At 65.6% G+C, this 24552-nt stretch carries 21 protein-coding genes and 1 pseudogene; 5 read left to right on the top strand and 17 right to left on the bottom strand.

Annotated features, from left to right (window positions below; genetic code table 11):
• Positions 1–8: 8 nt before the first annotated feature.
• Complete coding sequence (locus tag MPSD_RS10985) at positions 9–746, bottom strand: lysoplasmalogenase (protein WP_020724949.1); 738 nt, start codon at positions 744–746, stop codon at positions 9–11.
• Between MPSD_RS10985 and MPSD_RS10980 the strand changes: the two genes are divergently transcribed.
• The 4 genes from MPSD_RS10980 to MPSD_RS10965 all read left to right on the top strand — a co-directional run bounded on the left by MPSD_RS10980 (position 745) and on the right by MPSD_RS10965 (position 5014).
• Positions 745–1719 (top strand): alpha/beta hydrolase, encoded by a 975-nt coding sequence (locus tag MPSD_RS10980; protein WP_012393973.1) that lies wholly within the window; start codon positions 745–747, stop codon positions 1717–1719. The two genes, MPSD_RS10985 and MPSD_RS10980, sit on opposite strands and share 2 nt — an antisense overlap.
• A gap of 27 nt (positions 1720–1746) precedes the next feature.
• Positions 1747–2718, top strand: coding sequence for an alpha/beta hydrolase (locus MPSD_RS10975; protein WP_012393972.1), 972 nt, complete (start codon positions 1747–1749; stop codon positions 2716–2718).
• A 150-nt stretch (positions 2719–2868) separates the two neighbouring features.
• Positions 2869–4347, top strand: a complete 1479-nt coding sequence (locus MPSD_RS10970; RefSeq protein ID WP_085981920.1) for a flavin-containing monooxygenase — start codon at positions 2869–2871, stop codon at positions 4345–4347.
• Positions 4348–4438: 91 nt separating this feature from the next.
• Positions 4439–5014: a pyridoxamine 5'-phosphate oxidase family protein gene (locus tag MPSD_RS10965; protein ID WP_015355816.1), complete on the top strand. Its 576-nt coding sequence runs from the start codon at positions 4439–4441 to the stop codon at positions 5012–5014.
• 81 nt (positions 5015–5095) lie between these two features.
• Here MPSD_RS10965 and metK read toward each other — a convergent pair whose 3' ends face one another.
• The 12 genes from metK to pyrR all read right to left on the bottom strand — a co-directional run bounded on the left by metK (position 5096) and on the right by pyrR (position 18869).
• Positions 5096–6307, bottom strand: a complete 1212-nt coding sequence (metK, locus tag MPSD_RS10960; protein ID WP_012393969.1) for a methionine adenosyltransferase — start codon at positions 6305–6307, stop codon at positions 5096–5098.
• 128 nt (positions 6308–6435) lie between these two features.
• A complete protein-coding gene (gene coaBC / locus MPSD_RS10955) occupies positions 6436–7677 on the bottom strand; it encodes a bifunctional phosphopantothenoylcysteine decarboxylase/phosphopantothenate--cysteine ligase CoaBC (RefSeq protein ID WP_020787842.1) in 1242 nt (413 codons plus the stop codon).
• 15 nt (positions 7678–7692) lie between these two features.
• Positions 7693–8025 (bottom strand): DNA-directed RNA polymerase subunit omega, encoded by a 333-nt coding sequence (rpoZ, locus tag MPSD_RS10950; protein ID WP_012393967.1) that lies wholly within the window; start codon positions 8023–8025, stop codon positions 7693–7695.
• A gap of 86 nt (positions 8026–8111) precedes the next feature.
• Positions 8112–8705: a guanylate kinase gene (gene gmk, locus MPSD_RS10945; protein WP_020787843.1), complete on the bottom strand. Its 594-nt coding sequence runs from the start codon at positions 8703–8705 to the stop codon at positions 8112–8114.
• A gap of 129 nt (positions 8706–8834) precedes the next feature.
• Positions 8835–9152 carry an integration host factor, actinobacterial type gene (mihF, locus tag MPSD_RS10940; protein WP_015355818.1) on the bottom strand — a complete coding sequence of 106 codons (318 nt, stop codon included), beginning with the start codon at positions 9150–9152 and terminating at the stop codon, positions 8835–8837.
• Positions 9153–10125: 973 nt separating this feature from the next.
• On the bottom strand, positions 10126–10962 hold the full coding sequence (gene pyrF / locus MPSD_RS10935; RefSeq protein WP_086084663.1) for an orotidine-5'-phosphate decarboxylase: 837 nt from the start codon (positions 10960–10962) through the stop codon (positions 10126–10128).
• Positions 10959–14324: a carbamoyl-phosphate synthase large subunit gene (gene carB / locus MPSD_RS10930; protein WP_015355819.1), complete on the bottom strand. Its 3366-nt coding sequence runs from the start codon at positions 14322–14324 to the stop codon at positions 10959–10961. The genes pyrF and carB overlap by 4 nt, the downstream gene beginning before the upstream one ends.
• A 91-nt stretch (positions 14325–14415) precedes the next feature.
• Entirely contained in the window at positions 14416–15543 is a 1128-nt protein-coding gene (gene carA / locus MPSD_RS10925; RefSeq protein ID WP_020787847.1) for a glutamine-hydrolyzing carbamoyl-phosphate synthase small subunit, read from the bottom strand.
• Positions 15540–16061, bottom strand: a complete 522-nt coding sequence (locus MPSD_RS10920; protein WP_012393961.1) for a PH-like domain-containing protein — start codon at positions 16059–16061, stop codon at positions 15540–15542. Before MPSD_RS10920 ends, carA begins: the two co-directional genes overlap by 4 nt.
• A complete protein-coding gene (locus MPSD_RS10915) occupies positions 16058–17350 on the bottom strand; it encodes a dihydroorotase (RefSeq protein ID WP_020787848.1) in 1293 nt (430 codons plus the stop codon). The genes MPSD_RS10920 and MPSD_RS10915 overlap by 4 nt, the downstream gene beginning before the upstream one ends.
• Entirely contained in the window at positions 17347–18309 is a 963-nt protein-coding gene (locus tag MPSD_RS10910; RefSeq protein ID WP_020787849.1) for an aspartate carbamoyltransferase catalytic subunit, read from the bottom strand. Before MPSD_RS10910 ends, MPSD_RS10915 begins: the two co-directional genes overlap by 4 nt.
• Positions 18306–18869: a bifunctional pyr operon transcriptional regulator/uracil phosphoribosyltransferase PyrR gene (pyrR, locus tag MPSD_RS10905; RefSeq protein ID WP_020787850.1), complete on the bottom strand. Its 564-nt coding sequence runs from the start codon at positions 18867–18869 to the stop codon at positions 18306–18308. The genes MPSD_RS10910 and pyrR overlap by 4 nt, the downstream gene beginning before the upstream one ends.
• Before the next feature lie 174 nt (positions 18870–19043).
• Here pyrR and MPSD_RS10895 point away from each other — a divergent pair, with 174 nt between their 5' ends.
• Positions 19044–19688 (top strand): class I SAM-dependent methyltransferase, encoded by a 645-nt coding sequence (locus MPSD_RS10895; protein ID WP_085981921.1) that lies wholly within the window; start codon positions 19044–19046, stop codon positions 19686–19688.
• A 6-nt stretch (positions 19689–19694) separates the two neighbouring features.
• On the opposite strand, the gene MPSD_RS10890 is transcribed toward MPSD_RS10895, so the two are convergent.
• The 4 genes and pseudogenes from MPSD_RS10890 to MPSD_RS10875 all read right to left on the bottom strand — a co-directional run bounded on the left by MPSD_RS10890 (position 19695) and on the right by MPSD_RS10875 (position 24442).
• The gene (locus MPSD_RS10890) at positions 19695–20708 is read right to left on the bottom strand and encodes a sulfotransferase domain-containing protein (RefSeq protein ID WP_167470895.1); all 1014 of its coding nucleotides are present in this window, start codon (positions 20706–20708) and stop codon (positions 19695–19697) included.
• The gene (locus tag MPSD_RS10885) at positions 20708–21643 is read right to left on the bottom strand and encodes a sulfotransferase domain-containing protein (protein ID WP_232022810.1); all 936 of its coding nucleotides are present in this window, start codon (positions 21641–21643) and stop codon (positions 20708–20710) included. Before MPSD_RS10885 ends, MPSD_RS10890 begins: the two co-directional genes overlap by 1 nt.
• Before the next feature lie 157 nt (positions 21644–21800).
• Positions 21801–22982 (bottom strand): annotated as a pseudogene (locus MPSD_RS10880) (type III polyketide synthase).
• The gene (locus MPSD_RS10875) at positions 22979–24442 is read right to left on the bottom strand and encodes a fatty acid desaturase (protein ID WP_086084662.1); all 1464 of its coding nucleotides are present in this window, start codon (positions 24440–24442) and stop codon (positions 22979–22981) included. Before MPSD_RS10875 ends, MPSD_RS10880 begins: the two are co-directional and overlap by 4 nt.
• Positions 24443–24552 lie beyond the last annotated feature (110 nt).

Here is a 24552-nt window from a genome sequence, read left to right as displayed (position 1 = left end):
GCGGCGCCTCAGCCGTCGACAGCGGCCGGCCCGTTATCCGAAATATCCCGGCCAAAGAAGAACCCGGCGGTAATCAAGATCTCCGCGGCGGCATATGCCCACCAGATCGGCACCGCCAGGGCCTCGTTACCGAGGATGAACCGGCTGATCGCGATCATCGAGTCCGATACCGCGAAACTCAACGCCCCCACCGCTGTCCATATCGTCGGAAGCCTGGTGACGAAAGCCGTGCACACCATGGCGGTCAGCACCAGGATGTAGACCGTCACCGGAATCGTCAGATTTTCCTGACCGAGGTGCGGCCAAAACCAAATCAACAGCCCCACTGAGACCACGCACATCAACGCCGCCGCAGCGATCCGTGGACGCGATGGAACCGCCCCCCAGGCCATCGGCAGCATGGCTCCGAGAAAGCACAAGTGGGCCAACAAGAACGAACCAAGCCCCAGCACAAATGACTGGGTCCACCACGGGATTGCCAACAACCAGTCACCGGCGGCGGAAAACAGCAACGCCGCTATCAGCCACCGTCGCTCGCGCGCGATCGGGTGGGCGGCCGCCGCTAGCGCGAGCAGCACCGCCATCGATGCCTTGAACGGCGGCTGCAGGATCCAATGCCCGGTCAGTTCCATACCCTGCGGGCGGCGCATCGCGATGATGGTCAGGTACACGCCGTAGCCGAGGCCGGCCCATCCGGCGAGCACCCAGCCGCCGGTCACCAACCGAGGTGCGTACGGTACGTCCATGCCCAGTTTGGACAAAACCGCAGACGAGAAACCCGCTATCGACCCCATCATGCAGAAGGTACTGGATGCGGTTCCGTTTCGGCTATCCACCGAGGACGGAATCGATGCGGTACGTCAGCGGCTGCGGGACTTGCCACGCCGGCCCGTGCACCCCGAGCTTCGCGTCGAGGACCGGGCCATCGACGGACCGGGTGGATCCATCCCCATTCGGATCTATTGGCCACCAATCAGTCCCGATGCCACCGATCCACTACCGGTGGTGCTGTTCTTTCACGGCGGCGGCTTTGTCATGGGCGACCTGGACACTCACGACGGAACCTGTCGTCAGCATGCCGTCGGGGCCGACACGCTGGTCGTTTCAGTCGATTACCGCTTGGCCCCAGAGCACCCCTACCCCGCGGCCATCCAAGATGCTTGGGCCGCAACGCGATGGGTCGCCGACCACGGATCCACTATCGGCGCTGACCTCAACCGGGTAGCCGTGGCCGGTGATTCAGCAGGTGGAACCATCGCTGCGGTGATCGCACAACAGGCCCGGGACAATGCCGATGGCCCCATACCGCCGATCGCCTTTCAACTGCTGTGGTATCCGTCCACGATGTGGGATCAGACATTGCCGTCGTTCACCGAAAACGCCACCGGCGAGGTTCTCGACGTCAAGGCCATCGCCGACTTTTCCCGCTGGTATGCAGGCGATACCGACCTGTCTAACCCACCAGCGGGCATGGCTCCGGGCCGCGCCGAGAACCTGGCGAATCTACCGGCCGCCTACATCGCGGTGGCCGGCCACGACCCGCTACGTGACGACGGCATCCGGTACGGCGAATTGCTGGCCGCTGCCGGCGTCTCGGTTGAAGTTCACAACGCCGGATCCCTGGTACACGGCTACATCGGCTATGCCGGCGTGGTGCCCGCGGCCACCACCGCCATGGAGCGCGGGCTGGCGGCATTGCGCGTTGCGCTGCACGGATAGGCCACAAGTGCGTACCGTGTAGGACCCATGACGGAGCAGATCAGCACCCGCCCCGGCATCGATCCCATCCTGAAGATGCTGCTCGACGCGGTTCCGATGACCTTTTGCGCCGCAGACGGCGTCGAATTGGCCCGCGAACGGCTCGCCGCGCTCAAAGCACCACCGGAACTGCTCCCCGATTTGCGGACCGAGGACCGCAAGATCGGCTATGGCGAGCTTACCGACATCCCCGTCCGAATCTATTGGCCCACCGTGGAGCCCGACCGGGTCCTTCCGGTCGTCGTGTACTACCACGGCGGCGGCTGGGCGCTGGGCAGCTTGGATACCCACGACCACGTCGCGCGGGCGCATGCGGTGGGCGCGGAGGCCATCGTGGTCTCCGTCGACTACCGGCTCGCTCCGGAGCATCCCTACCCGGCCGGGATCGAAGACAGCTGGGCCGCGTTGCGGTGGGTCGGTGAGCACGCTCACGAGTTGGGCGGGGACCCGAACCGGATCGCCGTAGCCGGCGACTCCGCTGGCGGCAACATCTCGGCGATCATGGCGCAGCTGGCCCGTGACCATGCCGGTAATGGCGCTCCGAACCTGGTCTTCCAGTTGCTGTGGTACCCGTCGTGCGTCGGCGACCTGGCCCTGCCGTCCTTCAGCGAAAACGCCACCGCGCCCATCCTGGATCTCGAGGTCATCGACGCGTTCCTGTCGTGGTATGTGCCCGACCTTGACGTCAGCGACCACACGGCGCTGCCTGCCACGCTCGCGCCGGGCAACGGCGACCTGACCGGGCTACCTCCGGCCTTCATCGGCACCGCCGAACACGACCCGCTGCGTGACGACGGGGCCCGTTATGCCGAGTTGCTCACTGCCGCGGGGATAGCGGCCGAGTGGTGCAACGAGCCCAACCTGGTGCATGGCTACGTCAGCTTCGCCGTGGTGGTGCCCTCAGCCGCCGAAGCAACCAGCCGCGGCTTGGCGGCACTGCGCAAAGTGTTGCATTACTAACAAGAACTAGCAGGGACTCGAAAGACCCGGGAGTCCGGCCCTTACCGGCCACCGCCGTCAGCCATACAGTGGTGCCATGGCCCTCGAGGCGGCGCTGATCCTGCGGCCCGAGCACGGAGTTCTCGGCATCGGAGGGGAACGCTAGTGAGCATCGAACCGGACTACCAGATCGTGATCGTCGGCGCCGGATTCTCCGGCATCGGTGCCGCGATCAGCCTCGACAAGGCGGGATTCGGCGACTACCTCGTGATCGAAGCCGGCGACGGCGTCGGCGGAACCTGGTTCTGGAATACCTATCCCGGCATAGCCGTGGATATTCCGTCGTTCTCCTACCAGTTCTCGTTCGAGCAGAGCCCGGACTGGTCGCGCAGCTACGCACCCGGCCGCGAGCTCAGGGCCTACGCCGAGCACTGCGCCGACAAGTACGGCATCAGGCCCCGAATCAGGTTCAACACCAAGGTCCTTGGTGCCGAGTTCGATGACGAGCGCAGTCTGTGGCGTCTGCAGACGGATCCCGGCGGCGAACTGACCACCCGATTCATCATCAATGCCAGCGGCGTTTTGACCGTGCCAAAGCTTCCTGACATTGCCGGCGTCGACTCCTTCGCCGGCGTCACCATGCACACCGCGCGCTGGGATCACAGCCAGGAGCTGACCGGCAAACGCGTCGGGATCATCGGCACCGGCGCGTCGGCGGTCCAGGTCATCCCGGAAATCGCACCAATCGTGAAACACCTCACGGTGTTTCAGCGAACTCCGATCTGGTGTTTTCCGAAATTCGACTTTCCGTTGCCGGCAGCGCTGCGCTGGGCAATGCGCATCCCGGGCGGAAAAGCGCTGCAGCGGCTACTCAGCCAGGCCTATGTGGAGGCGACCTTCCCAATCTCGGCGCACTACTTCACGGTGTTTCCGTTGGCGCGCTGGAGCGCGGTGCTGGGACGGCGCTATTTGCGACAGCGGGTCGACGATCCGGTGGTGCGCGACCAACTCACCCCACGCTATGCGGTCGGCTGCAAACGACCCGGATTCCACAACGGCTACCTGTCCACCTTCAACCGCGACAACGTGCAGCTGGTCACCGAGCCGATCGAGAAGATCACCCCGACATCGGTGGCCACCGATGACGGCACCGACCACGAGATAGACGTGCTGATCCTGGCCACCGGCTTCAAGGTGCTCGACACCGACGATGTGCTGACCTATCCGGTCATCGGACGCGCAGGTCGATCACTGAGCCAGTTCTGGGAAGAGCATCGCGCGCAGGCCTACCAAGGCGTCAGCGTTCCCGGATACCCCAATTTCTTCGCCGTGTTCGGCCCGTATGGCTACGTGGGTTCGTCGTATTTCGCGCTCATCGAGACCCAGACCCACCACATCCTGCGCTGCCTGAAGCGGGCCCGACGCGACGGCGCGACCCGGGTCGAGGTGACCGAGGAAGCCAACGCCCGCTACTTCGCCGAGATGATGCGGCGCCGGTACCGCCAAGTGTTCTGGCAGGACAGTTGCCGCCGGGCCAACAGCTACTACTTCGACAAGAACGGCGACGTGCCGCTGCGTCCCACCACCACCGTGGAAGCCTACTGGCGTGGCAGGCATTTCGATCTCGACGACTACCGCTTCGGACGCTGAGAGCTCCCCCGAGACAAAACTCACGTCGCCGACCTCGCTGGCCGGCGTTAGGCTCGAACGTGCGGCTTCGAATGAGCAAAAGGAGATTTCGGTGGCCAAAGAGTTCTCGCACATCGACGAGTCGATCCGCGAGTTCATCGGCAACCAGGCCATGTTCTTCGTTGCCACCGCGCCGTCCGACGGAGGCCGAGTCAACCTCTCCCCCAAGGGTTATCGCGACACTTTCGCGGTGCTGGACGACCACACGGTCGTCTACATCGACCTATTCGGCAGCGGCGCCGAAACCATTGCGCACCTGCGCGACAACGGCCGGATCACGATCATGTTCTGCTCGTTCACCCGCAACTCGCGGATCCTGCGGCTCTATGGGACCGGACGAGTGGTGCGCCCCGATGACGGCGAATTCCAAACCCTGAGAGAACATTTCAAGACTCTTCATCCGGGCACGCGCTCCGCCGTCGTGATCGACGTCGACCGCATCGCGGATGCGTGCGGATTCGCGGTTCCCTATTACGACCTCGTCGATGAACGACCGGTGCTGGACGCCCACTTCCGCAAAGCGACCGAGGAAACCTTCTCTGGTGTCATCGATCGCAACCAGCACAGCATCGATGGCCTGCCGGCGTTGGACTCCGACCATCCCCTGCCGCCCAGCGCGCAAAACTGAGCCACCACACGCGCGAGCAGACGCGGAATCGCATTGCGCGGGGATCCCGCGCGCGATTCCGCGTCTGCTCGTGCCGGAAACCTAGATGGCGCGCTTGAGGTCGTCGACCTTGTCGAGCCGCTCCCACGGCAGGTCGACATCGGTGCGACCGAAGTGCCCGTAAGCGGCGGTGGGCGCATAGATGGGCCGCAGCAGGTTCAGGTCGCGAATGATCGCGCCAGGCCGCAGGTCGAACACCTCACCGATGGCCTTCTCGATCTTGACCGGGTCGACAGCCTCGGAGCCGAATGTCTCCACGAACAGGCCGACCGGGGCGGCTTTGCCGATAGCGTAGGCCACCTGTACCTCGACCCGCTCGGCCAGTCCTGCTGCGACCACGTTTTTGGCCACCCAGCGCATCGCGTACGCCGCCGAGCGGTCCACCTTGGACGGATCCTTGCCGGAGAATGCGCCACCACCGTGCCGGGCCCACCCGCCGTAGGTGTCGACGATGATCTTGCGGCCGGTGAGGCCCGCATCGCCCATCGGTCCGCCAAGGACGAACTTTCCGGTCGGGTTGACCAGCACCCGCACCGCCGAGGCATCCAGGGTGTCGTGGGCCAGGTCGTCGAGCACGGTCTTGAGCACCTGCTCTCGAATGTCGGGATCCAGCGTCTTCACCAGGTCGATGTCGTCCGCATGCTGGGTCGAAATGACCACCGTGTCCAGCCGCACCGGCACCCGGTCCTCGTAGGCGATGGTGACCTGAGTCTTGCCATCCGGGCGCAAGTAGGGCAGCACACCGTTCTTGCGGACCTCGGTCAGTCGCCGCGACAACCGGTGAGCCAGCGCGATCGGCAGCGGCATCAGCTCCGGGGTGTCGTTGATCGCGTAACCGAACATCAGGCCCTGGTCGCCGGCGCCTTGCGCGTCCAACGGATCCGCAGCGCCCTCGACGCGGGCCTCATGGGCGGTATCAACACCTTGTGCGATGTCGGGCGACTGGGCTCCGATACCGATGTTCACTCCGCAGGATGCCCCGTCGAAGCCCTTGTCCGACGAGTCGTAGCCGATGTCGAGGATGCGTTCGCGAACGATATTGGTGATGTCAGCGAACGCCTCCTTGGCGGTCGTCGTGACCTCACCCACCACGTGCACCTGCCCGGTGGTCACCAGGGTCTCAACTGCAACACGCGAGCGGGGGTCCGCCGCCAGAAGCGCGTCGAGGACCGAGTCGCTGACCGCGTCACAGATCTTGTCGGGATGTCCTTCCGTCACCGACTCACTGGTAAAAAGGCGACCCTTTTCACTCACTATCTGCATCCTTCCGATAATTAGTTAGCCGAATTATATCCTCAGGCATCAATTTGCGCTCGTCCACTCGAGCAAGGCATCGTTCAGGACCTGTCCAGCCGCTGTACAGCACCGAGCCCGTGGATCGACTACCCGCGACAGCTATCCAGGAACGTAACTATTGCGTCAACGATACGGCTTGCCATCAGCGTCTTCGACCCGTGCTGCAGCGCCGCCTCGGTTCCATCGGCGGCCAATAGCCAGCCGTCGTTGTTGTCCACCTCAAAGGCCCTGTCACCGCCCACGGCGTTGACGACCAGCAAGTCGCAGCCTTTTCGCCGCAGCTTCTGTCGGGCGTGAAACAGCACATCCCCGTTGGCGTCACCGGTCTCGGCGGCAAAACCAACGATGGCACGCATCTTGGGCAGCTGCCCATCCTCGCGCGCACGCACCGCACCGGCCAACACATCGTCGTTGCGCAGGAGTTCGATCACCGGTGGACTGTCGGCAGTCTTTTTGATCTTGGCGGTGGAAACTTGCGCCGGCCGAAAGTCGGCAACGGCGGCGGCCATCACCAGCACGTCCGCGGTGGGTGCGTGCTTGGAGACGGCGTCATCGAGTTGCTGCGCGGTGCTGACGTGCACCACCTCGACACCGGCCGGGTCGATCAACCCGGTGGTGTGCCCCGCGATCAACGTCACCTCGGCGCCCCGCTGGGCAGCGACGCGCGCGACGGCGTAACCCTGCTTACCGGAGCTGCGGTTGCCCACGAAGCGCACCGGATCGATCGGCTCCCGGGTGCCACCGGCGGTCACCAACACCTTGCGGCCGGCCAGGTCGTAGGGCAACGCATCATGGCGTTCCAGCAGCAGCTGGGCCAGGGTGGTGATCTCCTCGGCCTCGGGCAAGCGTCCGGCGCCGGTGTCACTGCCGGTCAGCCGCCCGGATGCGGGTTCGAGCACCACCGCGCCACGACGGCGCAGCGTGGCCACATTGTCGGCGGTGGCCGGATGCAGCCACATCTCGGTGTGCATCGCTGGAGCGAACATCACCGGACACCGGGCCGTGAGCAGAGTTGCTGTCAGCAGGTCGTCTCCGCGCCCGGCTACCGCCCGGGCCAGCAGATCAGCCGTCGCCGGGGCGACCACGACCAGGTCAGCCTGCTGACCGATTTGAACATGCGGCACCGCCGGCACGTCGTCGAACACCCCGGTGTGCACGGGCTGACCGGAGAGCGCCTCGAAGGTGGCCGCCCCGATAAAACGGAGCGCAGATTCGGTGGGGATGACCCGGACGTGATGACCGGCCTCAGTCAGTTGACGGACGACCGTGCACGCCTTGTACGCGGCGATACCCCCAGAGACGCCGACGACGATCCGCTTACGGTCCATCCGGGGCCTGCCCTGTTACTCGCCCTCAGTGTGCTCGAGCAGATCGGCGTGGATCTCACGCATCGCGATCGATAGCGGCTTTTCCTGCAGGCCCGGCTCCACCAACGGCCCGACGTATTCCAGGATGCCCTCGCCGAGCTGGTTGTAGTAGTCGTTGATCTGCCGAGCCCGCTTCGCCGCATAAATCACCAGGGCGTATTTGCTCGAGACGCGATCCAGCAACTCGTCAATGGGCGGATTGGTGATGCCCAGCGGGGTGTCGTAGGCACCGACCCCGCCAGAGGAAGGATCGAATTGATCCACGGCGGAAACGGCGGCCAACGGCGCATCGGACTGCGGAATACTCACTTAAGACTTTCTCCTGGCGGCGTAAATCGTTGCGAAGACGGTAAAGATCTCAATTCTGAATTCTGGCTCTTTGCCTGGCTGATGACTCACCCAGAGCCGGGCACAGTTCTCACCAGCAAGGATACCAATTCAGCGCATGCGGATTCCAATCGACCGTTTACCACGACCTTGTCGAAGTCGGGTTGGGCTGCCAGTTCGGTCTGCGCGGTCTGTAACCGGCGACGAATAACGTCCGGCGTCTCAGTGCGCCGACCGACCAGCCTGGCCTTGAGGTCCTCCCAACTGGGCGGCGCCAAAAACACGCTGATGGCCTCGGGCATCGCCTTCTTGACAGCCCTGGCCCCGGCCAGATCGACCTCGATCAGCACCGGAACTCCGGAGGCCGTGGCCTCCCGCACCGGTTGAGCCGGGGTGCCCGATCGGTGCAATCCCCCGTGAATCTCGGCCCACTCCAGCAACTCGCCCTGGTCGATCATCTGCTGGAAGCTCTCCGGGGTGACGAAGTGGTAGTCCACGCCGTCCACCTCCCCCGGCCGCGGCGCCCGGGTGGTGGCCGAGACGCTGAAGTGCAGGTTTGGGATCCGCTCACGCAAGCAGCGGACCACCGTCGACTTGCCGACAGCGGAAGGACCGGACAGCACGACCACATGTCCTGTGCCCGGTCCTCCGCCGGCGCTCATCGGCGCTCCTGAGTCGGCACCCCCACCAGGCACTGCAGCCTGGATCCTTGGGCGCTGATTGCCCGCACCACCCCTGCTAGCGGGTGATACCCCACCTCAGGCCCAGCGGCCTGCATCGTCGGCAGCGGGCTAGGCGGAGCCGAACTTTTCCAGCAGGGCCTTGCGCTGACGGTCACCAAGACCACGCAGCCGCCGGGTCGGGGCGATTTCGAGCTCGGTCATGATTTCCTGCGCCTTGACCTTGCCCACCTTCGGCAAAGCCTCGAGCAGCGCAGACACCTTCATCTTGCCCAAGACTTCGTCGGTCTCGGCGTCCTTGAGCACCTGGGTGAGGTTGGTGCCGCCGCGCTTCAGCCGGTCCTTGAGCTCTGCTCGCGCTCGACGTGCGGCAGCAGCCTTCTCCAACGCGGCCGCGCGCTGCTCGTCGGTCAACTGGGGAAGGGCCACGATTCCTCCGTCTCTCATCGATATCAATCGATCATTTGTTTGTCTTGGCTGGTACTACAGCCAGCGGAGACGACCGTACTCACGGTTCCTGACGAAATCTAACCCGACCCCCTGGTTTGGGTGACAAATCCCCAGCGTGGGCCCCGGCCGCGAGACGAATCAGCGCTCCGCCGCCACGCCCGAGCGGCCACAAACCACGGGGTCGAGCGCCCAGCGGGATGGTCCGGCCACACCCCCAGATATTGATGCCTAGCTGCGGTTATTTGCGATTTGACTGGAATCTGCGGGCGGCGCCGCCCGACGATCGCACCGCCCGCCGGCCGGTTTGGGCCGCCCCGGGCCACCCCGAGCAACCCCCGCGACCAACGTGCCATGGATCACGCATTTCGGTGGCGTGTCGCGCGTGTCGGGCGGTTCGGGGCAAATGGAGCGAATCAGCAGGCCAGCGCATGCTCGAACCGTGCGGTGGGCCCGTCCACGTTGCCGGAACGGGGCGGACCCTAGACCCCACCACGCCGACTCACGACGCGGGCGTCGCGCCGCATTCACCGACGGACGAACATCGGTCCATTTCGACTGCCCAGCAAATCTGGTACGGATGTCCAGCCGAATGCGGCCAGCAACGTCGGGGTTTCCCGAACAACAGCGCGGCGCGGGCGCCCAAACGGCCACACGCAGTTGATCGCGCCGGCACCAATGCGAACGTGCCGACGCCGACTCGGGCAGTTTGGCGGGCCGCGACGAAGCCCCGGTGACCACGGAAATCTGACGATTTTCCTTTTACTGCAAGCCTTTTCAGAGTGGATTCCGGCAAGCATGGAGCCCGGCTGCCGCGCACGGTTGCCGAGCGCCGACGTGTGAGGTGGCAAGCGGGCTGGGATTCCGGCGGCGCTCAGACGCAGATCGACCCCGGGCGTCAGCGGCTACAGAAACTCCAACAGCAACGGGCGCCGAGCGTGCTTGACCCGAAGACCTAGACCGCTGAAAGGTACGCGACGGAGTCCAGCATCCGCTCGGCCGCCGCCCGGACTTCAGAAATGCTGGGGCCGGCGCGCAGGACCTCGCGCGACACCGCGGGCAACAGCTGTTGTGGCGCCGCGCCGCCGAGGCCGCCCAGCGCCTCCGGCCGGCCGCCCTGCACCCCGACGCCGGGAACCAATACGGGTCCGCCCAGCCCGCTCACATCCAGCGGATTCAGCACCGTTGCACCGACGACCACACCAACTGATCCGGGCTCCGGCCCCGTCACTTCGCCAACTTCACTATTGAAGAGTCCGACTTGATCGACGATCAGTTGGGCCACCGTGCGGCCATCCGCGTCGGCGCGTTGAATGGTGGCGCCCTCCGGATTGGAGGTAGCCGCGAGCACGAACACACCCCGATCATTGGCCGTCGCAACCTCGAGCAGGGGCCGCAGCGAGCCGAACCCCAGAAAGGGCGAGACAGTCACGGCATCGGCCGCCAGCGGCGAGTCGCCCGCCCAGGCCGCCGCGTAGGCCGCCATCGTCGACCCGATGTCGCCACGCTTGGCGTCCGCCAGGACCAGCACACCATTGGCCCGTAGCGCGGCCATCGTGCCTTCCAGCACCGCAAATCCCGCGGCACCGTACGCTTCGAAAAACGCCACCTGCGGCTTGACCACCGCAAATCCCGCGAAGGCCGCCACGCAGATATCGCAGAACGCGGCCAATCCGTCGGCGGTGGCCGGCAGATCCCAGGCCCGAAGTAACTCGGGGTGGGGATCGATCCCCAAACACAGCGGCCCGCGGTGTGCCTTGGCCTCTGCCAAGCGTGCGCCGAATCCGGTCACCGGGCCCCGCCGTCGGCCGCGCTCTGTTGTTCGATGGCGCGGTGCAGCTCTTGCAGCGACCTGACCCCGATATCGCCGCGGATCCCGGCTTCGATGCCCTGCACCGCGGCCGACGCGCCCTGCACGGTGGTGACGCACGGGATGTTGACGGACACGGCAACCGAGCGGATTTCGTAGCCGTCGACACGCGGGCCGGAGTTCCCGTATGGGGTATTGATCACCATGTCGACCTCGCCGGCCCGGATCGCGTCGACGGCGGATATCGCCGGGCGTCCGGGTTGTGGCGCCTCGAAATGCTTGCGAACCTCGTCGCAGGGAATCCCATTGCGTCGCAGCATCTCTGCCGTGCCCTCGGTAGCGAGCACCCGAAAGCCCAGGTCGGCGAGCCGCTTGACGGGGAACACGAGTGAGCGTTTGTCCCGGTTGGCGGCCGAAACGAACACGGTCCCCGCCGCGGGCAACGAACCGTACGCGGCGGTCTGGCTCTTGGCAAAGGCGCTGCCGAAGTCCCGGTCGATCCCCATCACCTCGCCCGTCGACTTCATCTCCGGTCCAAGCAGCGAATCGATGGCCGCGCCGTCCGCGCGCCGGAAGCGGTGGAAAGGCAGCACAGCCTCTTTGACGGCTATCGGGGCACGCGGGTCGGCGTTGGCGCCGTCCCCGGTACGCGCCAGCATCCCTTCGGCGCGCAACTGGGAAATACTGGCGCCCAACATGACCCGGGCACATGCCTTGGCCAGCGGGACGGCGGTGGCCTTGGACACGAAGGGCACGGTGCGGCTGGCGCGCGGATTGGCCTCCAAGACATACAAGATGTCGTCTTTGAGCGCATACTGCACATTGAGCAGACCCACCACACCGATGCCATGCGCGATGGCTTCCGTGGCTTTGCGAACCTTTTCAATGTCGCTGCGGCCCAAGGTCACCGGCGGCAGGGCACACGCCGAGTCACCGGAGTGGATCCCGGCCTCCTCGATGTGCTCCATGACCCCGCCGATGTAGACCTCGGTCCCGTCGCACAACGCGTCCACGTCGATCTCGACAGCGTCTTCGAGGAAGCGGTCGACCAGCACCGGATGTGCCGGCGAGAGTTCGGTCGCGCGGGTGATGTAGCCGCGCAGCGTCTCCTCGTCGTAGACGATCTCCATCCCCCGGCCACCCAGCACGTACGACGGCCGCACCAGCACCGGATAGCCGATGTCTTCGGCGATACGGCGGGCTTGCGCGAAGGTGGTTGCGGTGCCATAGCGTGGCGCGGGCAGTCCCGCCGCGGTCAGCACATCGCCGAACGCCCCGCGGTCTTCGGCCAGGTCGATGGCGGCGGGCGGGGTGCCGACGATCGGCACCCCCGCGTTGGCCAGCCGTTCTGCCAGCCCGAGCGGCGTCTGGCCGCCGAGTTGCACGATGACTCCCACCACGCCGGCCCCACCGGCGGCCGACTGCTCCTCGGCATGAAATACCTCGAGCACGTCCTCGAACGTCAGCGGCTCGAAGTACAGCCGATCCGCGGTGTCATAGTCGGTGGATACCGTCTCCGGATTGCAGTTGATCATCACCGTCTCGAAACCGGCCTGGCTCAACGTGGTTGCCGCATGCACGCAGCTGTAGTCGAACTCGATCCCCTGGCCGATGCGGTTAGGCCCGGACCCGAGGATCAGAACCTTCGGTTTGTCGATCTGCGGAGCCACTTCGGTCTCGGCCGCCGGATCCAGCTCGTAGCTGCTGTAGTGGTACGGAGTCTTGGCCTCGAACTCGGCGGCACAGGTGTCCACCGTCTTGTACACCGGGTGGATGCCCAGCCGCTCGCGCAGTGAGCGCACACCGTCTTCCCCGGCCAGTTCGGGTCGCAGCGAGGCGATCTGCCGATCGGATAGCCCACTGTGTTTGGCGTGGCGCAGCAGATCCGCGTCGAGCACCGGCGCGTCGACCAATTCGGCACGCAAACCGACCAGCTCGTCGATCTGCGCGACGAACCACGGGTCCACGCCGCTGGCCTCGGCCACCCGATCGACCGAGGCCCCCAGCCGCAGCGCCAGTTCCAGGTCGTAGAGCCGACCTTCGGTCGGGGTTTGCAGCCTGGTCAGGACGTCGTCGAGGCCGCCTTCGGGATCGGTGGCGGTCCAGAACCCGGCCCGGCTGGTTTCCAGCGAACGCATCACCTTGCCGAGCGCCTCGACGAAGTTGCGGCCCAACAACATCGCCTCGCCCACCGATTTCATGGTGGTGGTCAGCGTGGCATCGGCACCCGGGAACTTCTCGAAGGCGAACCGCGGCGCCTTGACCACGACGTAGTCCAGGGTGGGTTCGAAGCAGGCCGGCGTTTCTTTGGTGATGTCGTTGACGATCTCGTCGAGCGTGTATCCGATGGCCAGTTTCGCGGCGATCTTGGCGATCGGAAACCCGGTCGCCTTGGACGCCAACGCACTTGACCGCGATACTCGCGGGTTCATCTCGATGACGATCAGCCGGCCGTCTCGGGGGTTGACCGCAAACTGAATGTTGCAGCCGCCGGTGTCCACCCCGACCTCGCGCAGGATCGCAATCCCCAAGTCACGCAGCCGCTGGTATTCCCGATCGGTCAGCGTCATGGCCGGCGCAACGGTGACCGAGTCGCCGGTGTGCACGCCCATCGGGTCGAGGTTCTCGATCGAGCACACCACCACCACGTTGTCGTGGCCATCGCGCATCAGCTCGAGTTCGAATTCTTTCCAGCCGTAGATCGATTCCTCGATGAGCACATTGGCGCTGGGCGAGGCGGCCAGCCCGGCGCCGGCCATCCGATCCACCTCGTCGGCGGAGTAAGCCATACCCGAGCCCAACCCGCCCATGGTGAAGCTGGGCCGCACCACCACTGGAAGGCCCAGCTCGGCAACGGTCTCGCGAACCTCGTCCATGGTGAAACACACTCGGCTGCGGGCGGATTCACCCCCGACCTTGGCAACGATGTCCTTGAACCGCTGCCGGTCCTCGCCGCGCTGAATGGCTTCGAAATCGGCACCGATCAGCTCGACGCCGTAGCGTTCCAGCGCCCCGTTCTCGTGTAGAGCGACGGCGGTGTTCAGGGCGGTCTGCCCACCCAGGGTGGCCAGCACGGCGTCAATCTTGTTGCCGCGCTCGGCTTGCTGAGCGATGACCCGCTCGACGAACTCTGGGGTAATTGGCTCGACGTAGGTGAAGTCGGCATACTCGGGGTCGGTCATGATCGTCGCCGGATTGGAGTTGACCAGACTGACCTGTAGGCCCTCGGCGCGCAGTACCCGGCACGCCTGGGTTCCGGAGTAGTCGAACTCGCAAGCCTGGCCGATGACGATCGGCCCCGAGCCGATGACCAGAATGTGGTGTAAATCGGTGCGGCGCGGCACTAGCAGCCCCCTAAGGTTTGGACGCGAAGGTGCGCGGTCTTGCGCCGAACCCAGCGTGTCAGCTGGGGGCACCCGCTCGCGGCGATGAGCATCAGCGGTCCCCCGCCATCAGGTCAACAAACTGATCGAACAGGTACTCGGCATCGTGTGGGCCCGCCGCGGCCTCGGGGTGGTACTGCACCGAGAATGCGCGGCCGTCAACCAGTCTGACCCCCTCGACCACACCGTCATTGGCGCAGGTGTGGCTGACAGCGGCCCGGCCGAACGGCGTCTCGAAAGACTGCCCGGCCTCCCCTTCCAGCGCGAAACCGTGGTTCTGCGCGGTTACCGCGACTCTCCCGGTGGCGTGGTCGATGACCGGAATGTTGATGCCCCGGTGCCCGAACACCATCTTGTAGGTCGATAATCCCAGCGCTCGGCCGAGGATCTGGTTGCCGAAGCAGATACCGAACAGCGGGATTCCGGCACCGAGCACCTCACGGGTCAGCGACACGACATGGTCTGCGGTCGCCGGATCGCCGGGTCCGTTGGACAAGAACACGCCGTCTGGCTTGATATCGGCGATCTGATCGAAGGTCACCGACGAGGGCAGCACATGGCTGCGAACGCCGCGCCGGGCGAAGTTGCGCGGCGTGTTGGTCTTGATACCGAGGTCCAGGGCAACCACGGTAAAACGCTGCGGTCCTTCTGGTTCGACGATGTACGCCTCGGGGGTGCTGACCTCTCCGGCGAGATCGGCACCCAGCATCGGGGGTTGGGCAGCCACCCGCTCGACCAGCTCGGCTACTTGCGTGCCGGCGGCCAGGGCCGCACCGGAGAACACACCGGCCTTCATCGAGCCGCGGCTGCGTAGATGACGCACCACTGCGCGGGTGTCGATGCCGGCGATCCCCACGATGCGCTGGCGGATGAGCTCGTCTTCCAGTGTCGTCGATGAGCGCCAGTTGGAGGCGCGCGGCGACGGGTCACGTACCGCGTAGCCCGCGACCCAGATCTTGTCGCCGCGGCTCTCGCCGTCCTCGTCGTTCCAGCCGGTGTTGCCGATCTGCGGGGCGGTGGCCACCACGATCTGGCGGTGGTAACTGGGATCGGTCAGCGTCTCCTGATAGCCGGACATGCCGGTGCTGAAAACGGCTTCCCCCAGTGTTTGGCCAACCGCACCGAATGACATTCCGGTGAAGACTCGGCCATCTTCAAGTACGAGCAAGGCTTTGCTCACACGATTCCCTCCGTTCGGGGCTGAAGCCAGCCTGCTAGCCAGCCGTCGTACTCGTCACGATTGTCTGCCCGGAACCCGGTGTCGATCTCAGTACCTGATGGCAGTCGCCACCGGATTGCCAGTATCCCGTCGCGCGCCGCGATCTTGCCGGCGATTCCGCGCTCGGTGCGTACCGCGGTGATCGAATCCTGTGGGATCCAAATCGGCTGCGCCCGCGCACGTTTCACCAGAATTCCGTCCGGATGACGGGTCAGTTCCGCCCGGCTGCGGTACCCGAGGTCGCCGACCACAACCCGATGGTTGGACGCCGGCGCCAGGGTGCAACCGACGTACATGCCGCAAGTGATGACCGACGCGGGACCCACCGCGGCGGGCAGGTCGGGCAACGCACCGATCAGCTCGCTTTGCAGTCGCGCGCGACGCCGCCAGCCCCTGATCATCAGCGCGATCACCATCGCGATCAACACCGCCAGCACGGCCGCAAAGATCAGGGAGCCGATCAGCGTGCCTGAGTTCATGCCGGGCTCTTTCCGTCCCTGGCGGTGATCTTTCCACGCAACAGCGTCGCCGTGACCCGGGCGGGCAAGGTCATCGACTCGTACGGGGTGTTGGCCGAGCGGCTGGCCAGGTCGGCCCCGGTGACAGTCCAGGTGGCGTCGGGATCAATCACGGTCAGGTTGGCCGGCTCCCCTACCTCGAGCGGCCGGCCATGATCGGGCAGCCCCACGATTCCCGCCGGGTTCTCGCTCATCACCCGCGCGACATCGCGCCAGCTCAGCAGACCCGGCTGCACCATCGTCTGCACCACCACCGACAGCGCGGTCTGCAGCCCGAGCATGCCCGGGCGCGCCGCGGAGAACTCGACGCATTTCTCGTGCTCGGCGTGCGGCGCGTGATCGGTGGCCACACAATCGATGATCCCGTCGGCCAGCGCCTGTCGCAGCGCCATCGCATCAGACGCCTCGCGCAGCGGTGGATTGACCCGATTCACCCCGTCGTAGCCGGACAGTCTGCGGTCATCGAGCAGCAGGTGATGCGAAGTAACCTCCGCTGTGATCGAAATACCTTGTGATTTAGCCCATTTCAATATTTCAACGGTTCCCACGGTGGAGGCGTGGCAGATGTGAACCCGCGCGCCCGCGTCTCGGGCCAGCAGCGCGTCGCGGGCCACAATCGATTCCTCAGCCGCCCTGGGCCAACCCGCCAGGCCCAACTGCGCGGCATTCGGGCCTTCGTGGGCGACCGCACCGACGGTCAGCCTGGGCTCCTCGGCGTGCTGGGCGATCAGCACACCCAGGCCGGTGGCGTATTCGAGAGCGCGGCGCATGATCAGCGGGTCGTGCACGCAGATCCCGTCGTCGGAGAACATCCGCACCGCGGCGACACCGGCATTCATCATGCCCATCTCGGTGAGTTCAGTTCCGGCGAGCCCGATCGTGACGGCGCCGACGGGATGTACGTCGACCAAACCGACCTGCTGTCCCCGGTGCCAGACGTGGTCGGTGACCACCGGACTGTCGGCCACCGGATGGGTGTTGGCCATCGCGAACACCGCCGTGTAGCCACCCAGCGCTGCTGCCGCCGAACCGGTCTCGATGTCCTCGGCATATTCGCGGCCCGGCTCGCGCAGGTGGGTGTGCAGGTCGACCAGCCCCGGCAGCAGCACGTGATCGGTGGCATCGATGACATCCGCCGTATCGGGGATGGCCAGTCCGGTCCCGATGTCAGCGATCTGGTTGTCGTCGACGAGCACGTCGACCCGTTCGCCCTCGCCGTACAACCGCACTCCGCGCAGCAGAACGCTCACGCCGCACCCTCTTCCCCAGCCGACTCGAGTCCAACCAGGACATGGAACAGCACCGCCATGCGTATGTGGACTCCGTTGGAAACCTGTTGCAACACAGCCGACTGTGACGAGTCGGCAACCGATGAGGCGATCTCCATGCCGCGCAGCATCGGCCCGGGATGCAGCACCACCGCGTGACCGCCCAGCATCGCCTGCCGACGGTCGGACAGACCGTACAAGGTCGAGTACTCCCGCACCGAGGGGAAGAATCCGCCGTTCATCCGCTCGGCCTGCACCCGCAGCATCAGCACCGCGTCGGCGGCGGGAAGCTCGGCGTCAAGGTCATGGGATACGGTGACCGGCCAATCCGCGACACCCACCGGCAGCAAGGTGGGCGGCGCCACCAGCACCACCTCGGCACCCAGCGTGTGCAGCAGCATGACGTTGGAGCGGGCCACCCGGCTGTGCAGGATGTCGCCGACGATGACGACGCGCCGGCCCTCGATGCCACCGAGCCGCTGCCGGATGGTCAGGGCGTCCAGCAGCGCCTGCGTCGGGTGCTCGTGAGTGCCGTCGCCGGCGTTGATCACCGAAGGGCCACCGTCGGATTGGCCGGCGGTCCAATCGGCGAGCAGCCGCGCCGCCCCGGACGCGGGGTGCCGGATGATCAGGGCGTCGGCGCCAGCCGCACGCAGGGTCAGCGCGGTGTCGCGCAGCGACTCGCCCTTACTGACCGAGGACCCGCTCGCGCTGACATTGATCACGTCCGCGCTCATCCACTTACCGGCCACCTCGAAGGACACCCGGGTTCGTGTCGAGTTCTCGTAAAACATCGTCACCACGGTGCGACCGCGCAGCGTCGGCAACTTCTTGACCTCACGGCCAACCAGGGCCTGCGCGAAGCGGTCGGCGTCGTCAAGGATCGAAATGGCGTAGTCGCGGCTCAAGTCGCCCGCCGCCAGCAGATGCCTGGGTGTCATCGAGAGATCACCACCCCATCGTGGCCGTCGTGTTCGCTGAATTGGACATGCACGCTTTCGCTGCGGGCGGTGGGCACGTTCTTGCCCACGTAGTCCGCGCGCACCGGCAGTTCCCGGTGCCCGCGGTCGACCAACACGGCCAGCTGGACCGATCGCGGCCGCCCGACATCGCGCAACGCGTCCAGCGCCGAGCGCACCGAGCGCCCGGAGTAAAGCACGTCATCGACCAGAATCACCAAGGCGTCGTCGACGCCGCCGGCCGGGATCTCGGTCTCCTCCAGCGGCCGCGGCGGTTTGCTCATCAGATCATCGCGATACAGCGTGATGTCCAGCGCACCATGGTCGACCTCGATGCCACTGTATTCACCGATGTTGGCCGCCAACCGCGACGCCAGGATCACACCGCGAGTCGGGATCCCGAGCAACACGACGCGTGGCGAGTCCGGGCTATCCAGCGCGGTGTTTTCGATGATCTGGTGCGCAATGCGGGAAATAGTTCGACCGACGTCGGCCGCGGACATCAACTCCCTGCCATCCACGGCATCATTGGCGGCACCCATGCGAGAACCTGACCTCCTTCTCCGCCTCTCCGGACGGGTCGTTAAAGGATGTCGACTGCCCGACACCGTAGCATTGCGCGCCCGCGGCCACGATGCGGGGCCCGCCGTGGGGATACCCTGGCATAGGTGAGGGACTCCACCGCTTCTGGGGATTCCACCGGTTTTCCCGCCGGGCTGCAACAGATGGATTTTGATGCGCTGTACCGCGGCGAGAGCCCGCGCCCGGGCGTTGCGCCGATGACGACGCCCCCGTGGGATACCAAGGCTCCCAAAGAAAATGTCATCGCCTGGCAAGCCGGCGGCTGGGTGCACGGCGACGTGCTGGACATCGGTTGTGGGCTGGGCGACAACGCGATCTACCTGGCTGCGCACGGACACCCGGTGACCGGCCTGGACATTTCCCCGACCGCGCTGATCACCGCGGCGCGCCGAGCCGATGACGCGGGCGTGCACGTCACGTTTGCGGTGGCCGACGCCACCAAGCTCGACGGTTACACCGACGCCTTCGACACCGTGATCGACAGCGGCATGTTCCACTGCCTCGACGACGAGGGCAAGCGCAGCTATGCGGCCGCGGTGCACCGCGCCACCAGACCTGGCGCCACCCTGCTGATGAGTTGCTTCTGCGATGCCAACCCGCCCAACGAACAACAGCCGCGCCCGGCGGTGCCCGAGCAGACGCTGCGCGACGTGCTAGGCGGTGCGGGCTGGGAGATCGCGGCGCTGGATCCGGTCACGGTGAACCGCCAACTCGGTGGATCCGACGGGCAGCCCATCGAGCTGGCCTTCTGGTACGTCCGCGCGCGGCGGCAAAACTAGCGCAGCTCAGCCCACCGGCCCGGCGGGATCACAGCCCCGGCGACCCTCATGCGCCCAGGCCAGCAGATCCGGCGCGGCCAGCTGGTTGATGCGATCGTAGTAGCGGCGATAGACGCGCTCGTCGAAGAACTCCTGCCATTCGCCGCTACCACCGGCCCGGAAAAAGCGCTCGTTGCTGCGCCAAATGCCTTCGGTGGACTCGGGGGCGAGTTCGGCGGCGCGCGCACGCATCGAGTTCAGCTTGGCATGCTGCGCGAGCTCCTCGGCACGATCGCGGCCAAGGGAGCAGCCCAGGACCCCCGCCAGGCGGATCAGCTCACCCACGAGGTCGGCGCGGTAGTCGGTGTAATGGAACATCGACACGTTGGGCAGCTGACGTCGCGACCAGACCGTGTTGAAGTGATGCAGGATGTTGGACAGCGAGCCGATGTGTTTGGCCATGGGCGGCATGGGGCCCGGTCCCCCGTGCGGAGGCGGGAATCCGGGGCCGGGGGGCGGCGCGATCGCCGAAGGTGGGGGTGCAACCGGGCCTTCCGGGGGCATGATCGGCCCTTCCATCCAGGCCCGGAAGGCCTGGATGGGCGTGGGATCATCCTGTCGATCGCCGGCGGCGGACCCCCTCCGGTTGAGGTTGGCGTGGTTCATGTTGTCCCACTGGAAAAGCTCCGACATCGCGGCGTCGCGCGGGTCGCGGCCCACACCGATGTAGGTGACCCGGTCATCGAGCACCAGGCCGTCCAGCGGCGTGTGGGTCTTGATGAATCGGCGGTGGCCCTGCGCGTTGAGGGCGGCAACAACCTCGTTCACCGGCCGGACCGTCCTATCCAGCCATGGCGAAACCTCGGCCAGCGGCCCCGGCAACTGCGGTCCATCGAAGACCAGCAGCGACACCAGGCGCTGGGTCAACGTGACGCCGCACTTCGACGGTGCCGAAATCACGATGTCGCCCTCGCGCAGCTCCAGCGCGTCCCAACGCCGGTTGTCGCTGATCCACGAGCGATACCCAACTCGGGTGGCCATCAGGACTCCCCCCGCCCGACGGGGCCACGGCGGTCCCCGCGACCCCGGTGAGCCCAGTCGAGGAACTCCGGGCCGCCCAGATTCCCGGCCAATTCGGCCGCGCGTTCGCCGTAACGCCGATGCTCGGCGGCGGTGAAAATGTCGTGCCACTGGCCACGTCCACCGGCCCGGAAGAAGGGGGCTTCGGTACGCGGCTGGTGCCCGGGTAAGACGCCGCGGGTGGCCGCGGGAGCAAGCGCATCGGCGTGCGCGCGCATGGCGTCGAGGGTGGCGTGTTCGGCCAACTCCGCGGCGCGATCGGGACCCAGCTCGATACCCAGGACCGAGCCGAGGCGCAACAGTTCACCGACGAGGTCCGCCCGGTAGTCCGCGTAGTGGAACATCGCGACGTTGGGCTGCCTGCGCCGGTCCCAGAACGTGGCGAAGTGATGCAGGATGGTGGCCAACGAAGCGACCCCCTCGGTGGGTACGTTGGGCCCTTCCAGCCAGCGCCGCATCACATCGAGCGGGCTGAACTCGCCGTCGAAGTCCAAACCCGGGGGCGCGAATCGCTCACCTGGCGGCCCCAGCACCTCGTGCAGCGCCCGCATCCGGTGCTGGTCCATCAGCATCGAGACCGCGGCATCGCGGGGATCGCGCCCCACCCCGATATAGGTGACCCGATCCTCGAGCACCAAGCCGTCCAGCGGCGTGTGGGTCTTGATGAACCGGCGATGGGGCTGGGCGTCGAGTGCGGCGGCGACCTCCTGCACCGGCCGGGCGGTCAAGTCCAGCCACGGCGACACCAAGTGCATCGGCGCCGGCAGCTGCGGCCCATCGAAGATGAGCAGGGAAATCAGGCGTTGCGTCCAGGTGGTGCCGCACTTCGGCGGTGCCGAGATCACGATGTCGCCGTCCCGCAACGTCAAGCTATCCCAGCGCAGGTTGTCGCTCATCCAGGAGCGGTGGCAACCCGGTCATCGGTCCGGAACTGACCGGATGACGGCGCCGGAGGCGGGTGATTGTTGCCCATTTCATCGGATGCGATTGGCACGACACTTCTCCTGCTCAGCATGGTCTCGGCTGGTTGGGTTCTCGGCTGGGCAGCGGCCATCAGCGGCGGATGATGTCGAACAGCATGCCTTCGACCGTGACACCCGGGGCGAAGGCGAACGCCACACCCGTTGAGATGGGTTTGTCCGACTCGGCCTGCGCAACCATCATTTCCAGCACGAAGATCAGCGATACGCTCAACATGTTGCCGAACTGGGCTAGTACATCCCAGCTCTGCACGGCTCGCCCGACGGGAATCCCCAACGAGCGTGCCGACTGCTCGATGATCTTCGGCCCACCCGGATGTATCGCCCACAGATCGATATCGGCCTTGCTCAACCCGTTGTCCCGCAACATCTCTGCGACCACCGGGTCGGCCGAACGGTAGATGTAGCTGGGCAGATTCTCCGACAGCTCACACGTGATGCCGTCGTGATTGACCCCAAGCACGATCCCGTCCTCGGAGTCGTCGAGCAGCTGGCTGAAGCTGCTGCGGATCACCACGTTGCCAGCGGGCAGCGGCTGCTGGACCTGGCTGGCTCCAATGACCAATGCGCCGCAGCCATCTCCGAACAAACTGTGGATTACGACGTCGTTGATGTCATCGGCGAAAACCGCATTCACCGAGGACAATTCGATGCACACCACCAATGCCTTCATGCTCGGGTGGGCTCGGACGTAGTTCGTCGCGGTGCGAATGGCGTTCATTGCGGCAGCACAACCCATGAAGTTGACCACCACCCGCGATATCGACCGGGGCAGACCGAGCTACTTGACGATCTCTACATCCACGCCCGGTGCAATGAAACCGGTGCTGGTGACGAACACCAGCTGGCCGATCTCGTCGGGGGCGTATGGGAGGCCGTCGAGGGCACGGGCGGCCACGTCGACCGCCAGCGGTACGGCGTGCTGATAGAATAGGTTCATCCGGTCCCGGATCGTTGCCGGCTCGCGCCGGAACTCGTCGAACTCGTCGTCGAGCGGATCCACTGCCATCCTGCGGGTATCAATCCGGGTCTTGTCATATATCCGCGAAATTCGTTCCCGCTGTTGCGGATCAACAAACAACTCAGAAACACGAGCGGCGGCGTCGGCCTGAGCAACCACCCGTTGCGGGGCGCCGGTGGCCATGCCTTCGATAACGGCCACCGTGGTGGGCGGTGCCGGCGGCAATTGCGCGAGGTCGTAACGCGGCTCGTGGCCGGCCCGGCGGATTGCGCCGCCCTCGGCTGCGGTGCTCATACCGACCCGATTCCGACGAAGCCGGCGACCACGTAGCTGGCGCTGGCTTTCCAGGCTGCGGGTGAGCAATGCTCACGGATCAGGCCCCAACCTTGCTCCCTGGCCTGCCGGAACGGTGCCAACAGATATGAGCGGCAGAGCTTGGGCAGTCGGTCCGCGACGAAGCTCTTCGGCGCAAGCCACTCGACACCGAACCTTGCAGCCTCTTCCCGCAACACGTCCTCGGTGACAATGTTGGCAAATCCGCTGCGCTGGAACGGCAGCACGTGATGAACGCGGTGCGAACTCAACCCCGCGGACAAAAAGCAGTCAACGTAGCGATTCCCGATCACCGTGAGGTCGTTGGCGTGCACGACTTGGTCCACACCCCAGTCCTCACCCTGCTCGACACCCTCCGCCGAGTCGTCCTCGAACTCGTGGCTGGCGACCACCAAGAAGGTGCTGACCCACAGCGTCACGATGAATTGCAGGGCCCAGGCCCAAAAATCGCCCGCCAGGGTGAACACCACCAGCTCGGTGACCAACAGCAGCCGCACTCCCGACGAGCCGAGGAAGTGCGGCAGCGCCGCACGCCAGCTTCCGTAGGACTCTTGTACACCTACCTTGCGGGTGATTTTCCATACGTCGGCAATCCGAATGGCCATGCCGGTGAACATGTGGCCGAACTTGTGAATGGTATGCACCGGGATCCGATACAACCGGGGCAGTCCCATCATCATGGTGAACACGTTCTTCTTGATGTCCACATCGCTTTGCGTGTACGGGTGGTGCAGCAGGGTATGTCCGTCAGCGGTCACCAAAGCCAGTGCCACATAGTTCATATCGAAGCTATTCCCGAGCACCCTGTTGACGCCCCGTTGGGCGCGGTGCAAGGCGTAGTGACCGAAGCCGGCAAGCGAGCTGCGCAACAACACCATCGCGATCACGAAGGCCGGCAACGGCATCCATCGGGTGTCGAGCAATCGCAGACCCTGCACGGCGAAATAGGCAACCGCCAGCAGCGCCACAACGATGTTGAAAAGTCGATCCATGCGCTTGATCCGGGCGGCCAGCGCGGGCTCGTTCAGCCGGGCTTTGACGCGGTGCATCAGGTCGTTCCGGTCGTCAAAGCGGTACTTGGGGGTATCGCGCCAACTGTTGAAATCGTCTTTGAACAAGAACGCCGGCGCGTTGTGCTTGGGATGGATATCTCTGGGAGTCGCGTCGCGCCCCAACGCATATCGTTGCAGCATCCGCTCGATCTTGGCCGGGTCGCGATGGTAGGCGGCGATGATGGCGGTGATGTCGCGGTTCTTGGTCCGCCCGATGAAGAAGGCGCCGCCGGGGTGTTTGGAAATCCAATCGCTGAGGTCGTAGGCCCTTCCGTTGTAGACCCATACGTCGGCCATCGGCGGCCCTCCGGGCGGAGGAGCAGGACGTAGCCCAGGGCGCTCCTGAACTTCTGAGAGGTCGTTCGGCATTCGTATTCCTCCAGGTGTGGTCGGGTGAGATCGGTTGCTAATCGCCATTTCCGGCGAAGTGACCCCAATACTGGAGCGACGACCTTGGAGGATTCTCAACGGAATTCCGG

It is taken from the genome of Mycobacterium pseudoshottsii JCM 15466, from assembly GCF_003584745.1.
GTDB classification, from domain to species: domain Bacteria; phylum Actinomycetota; class Actinomycetes; order Mycobacteriales; family Mycobacteriaceae; genus Mycobacterium; species Mycobacterium marinum.
This window is presented reverse-complemented; position numbering and strand designations above follow the sequence as displayed.

What these genes read in the sequence shown, in the direction of transcription:
- MPSD_RS10985 (WP_020724949.1), bottom strand. Translation starts at nt 746, where the DNA reads ATGGACGTACCGTACGCACCTCGGTTGGTGACCGGCGGCTGGGTGCTC.
- coaBC (WP_020787842.1), bottom strand. Translation starts at nt 7,677, where the DNA reads ATGGACCGTAAGCGGATCGTCGTCGGCGTCTCTGGGGGTATCGCCGCG.
- MPSD_RS10885 (WP_232022810.1), bottom strand. Translation starts at nt 21,643, where the DNA reads ATGAGCGACAACCTGCGCTGGGATAGCTTGACGTTGCGGGACGGCGAC.
- MPSD_RS10875 (WP_086084662.1), bottom strand. Translation starts at nt 24,442, where the DNA reads ATGCCGAACGACCTCTCAGAAGTTCAGGAGCGCCCTGGGCTACGTCCT.
- MPSD_RS10920 (WP_012393961.1), bottom strand. Translation starts at nt 16,061, where the DNA reads ATGAACTCAGGCACGCTGATCGGCTCCCTGATCTTTGCGGCCGTGCTG.
- MPSD_RS10890 (WP_167470895.1), bottom strand. Translation starts at nt 20,708, where the DNA reads ATGGCCACCCGAGTTGGGTATCGCTCGTGGATCAGCGACAACCGGCGT.
- pyrR (WP_020787850.1), bottom strand. Translation starts at nt 18,869, where the DNA reads ATGGGTGCCGCCAATGATGCCGTGGATGGCAGGGAGTTGATGTCCGCG.
- MPSD_RS10910 (WP_020787849.1), bottom strand. Translation starts at nt 18,309, where the DNA reads ATGACACCCAGGCATCTGCTGGCGGCGGGCGACTTGAGCCGCGACTAC.
- MPSD_RS10975 (WP_012393972.1), top strand. Translation starts at nt 1,747, where the DNA reads ATGACGGAGCAGATCAGCACCCGCCCCGGCATCGATCCCATCCTGAAG.
- MPSD_RS10980 (WP_012393973.1), top strand. Translation starts at nt 745, where the DNA reads ATGCCCAGTTTGGACAAAACCGCAGACGAGAAACCCGCTATCGACCCC.
- gmk (WP_020787843.1), bottom strand. Translation starts at nt 8,705, where the DNA reads ATGAGCGCCGGCGGAGGACCGGGCACAGGACATGTGGTCGTGCTGTCC.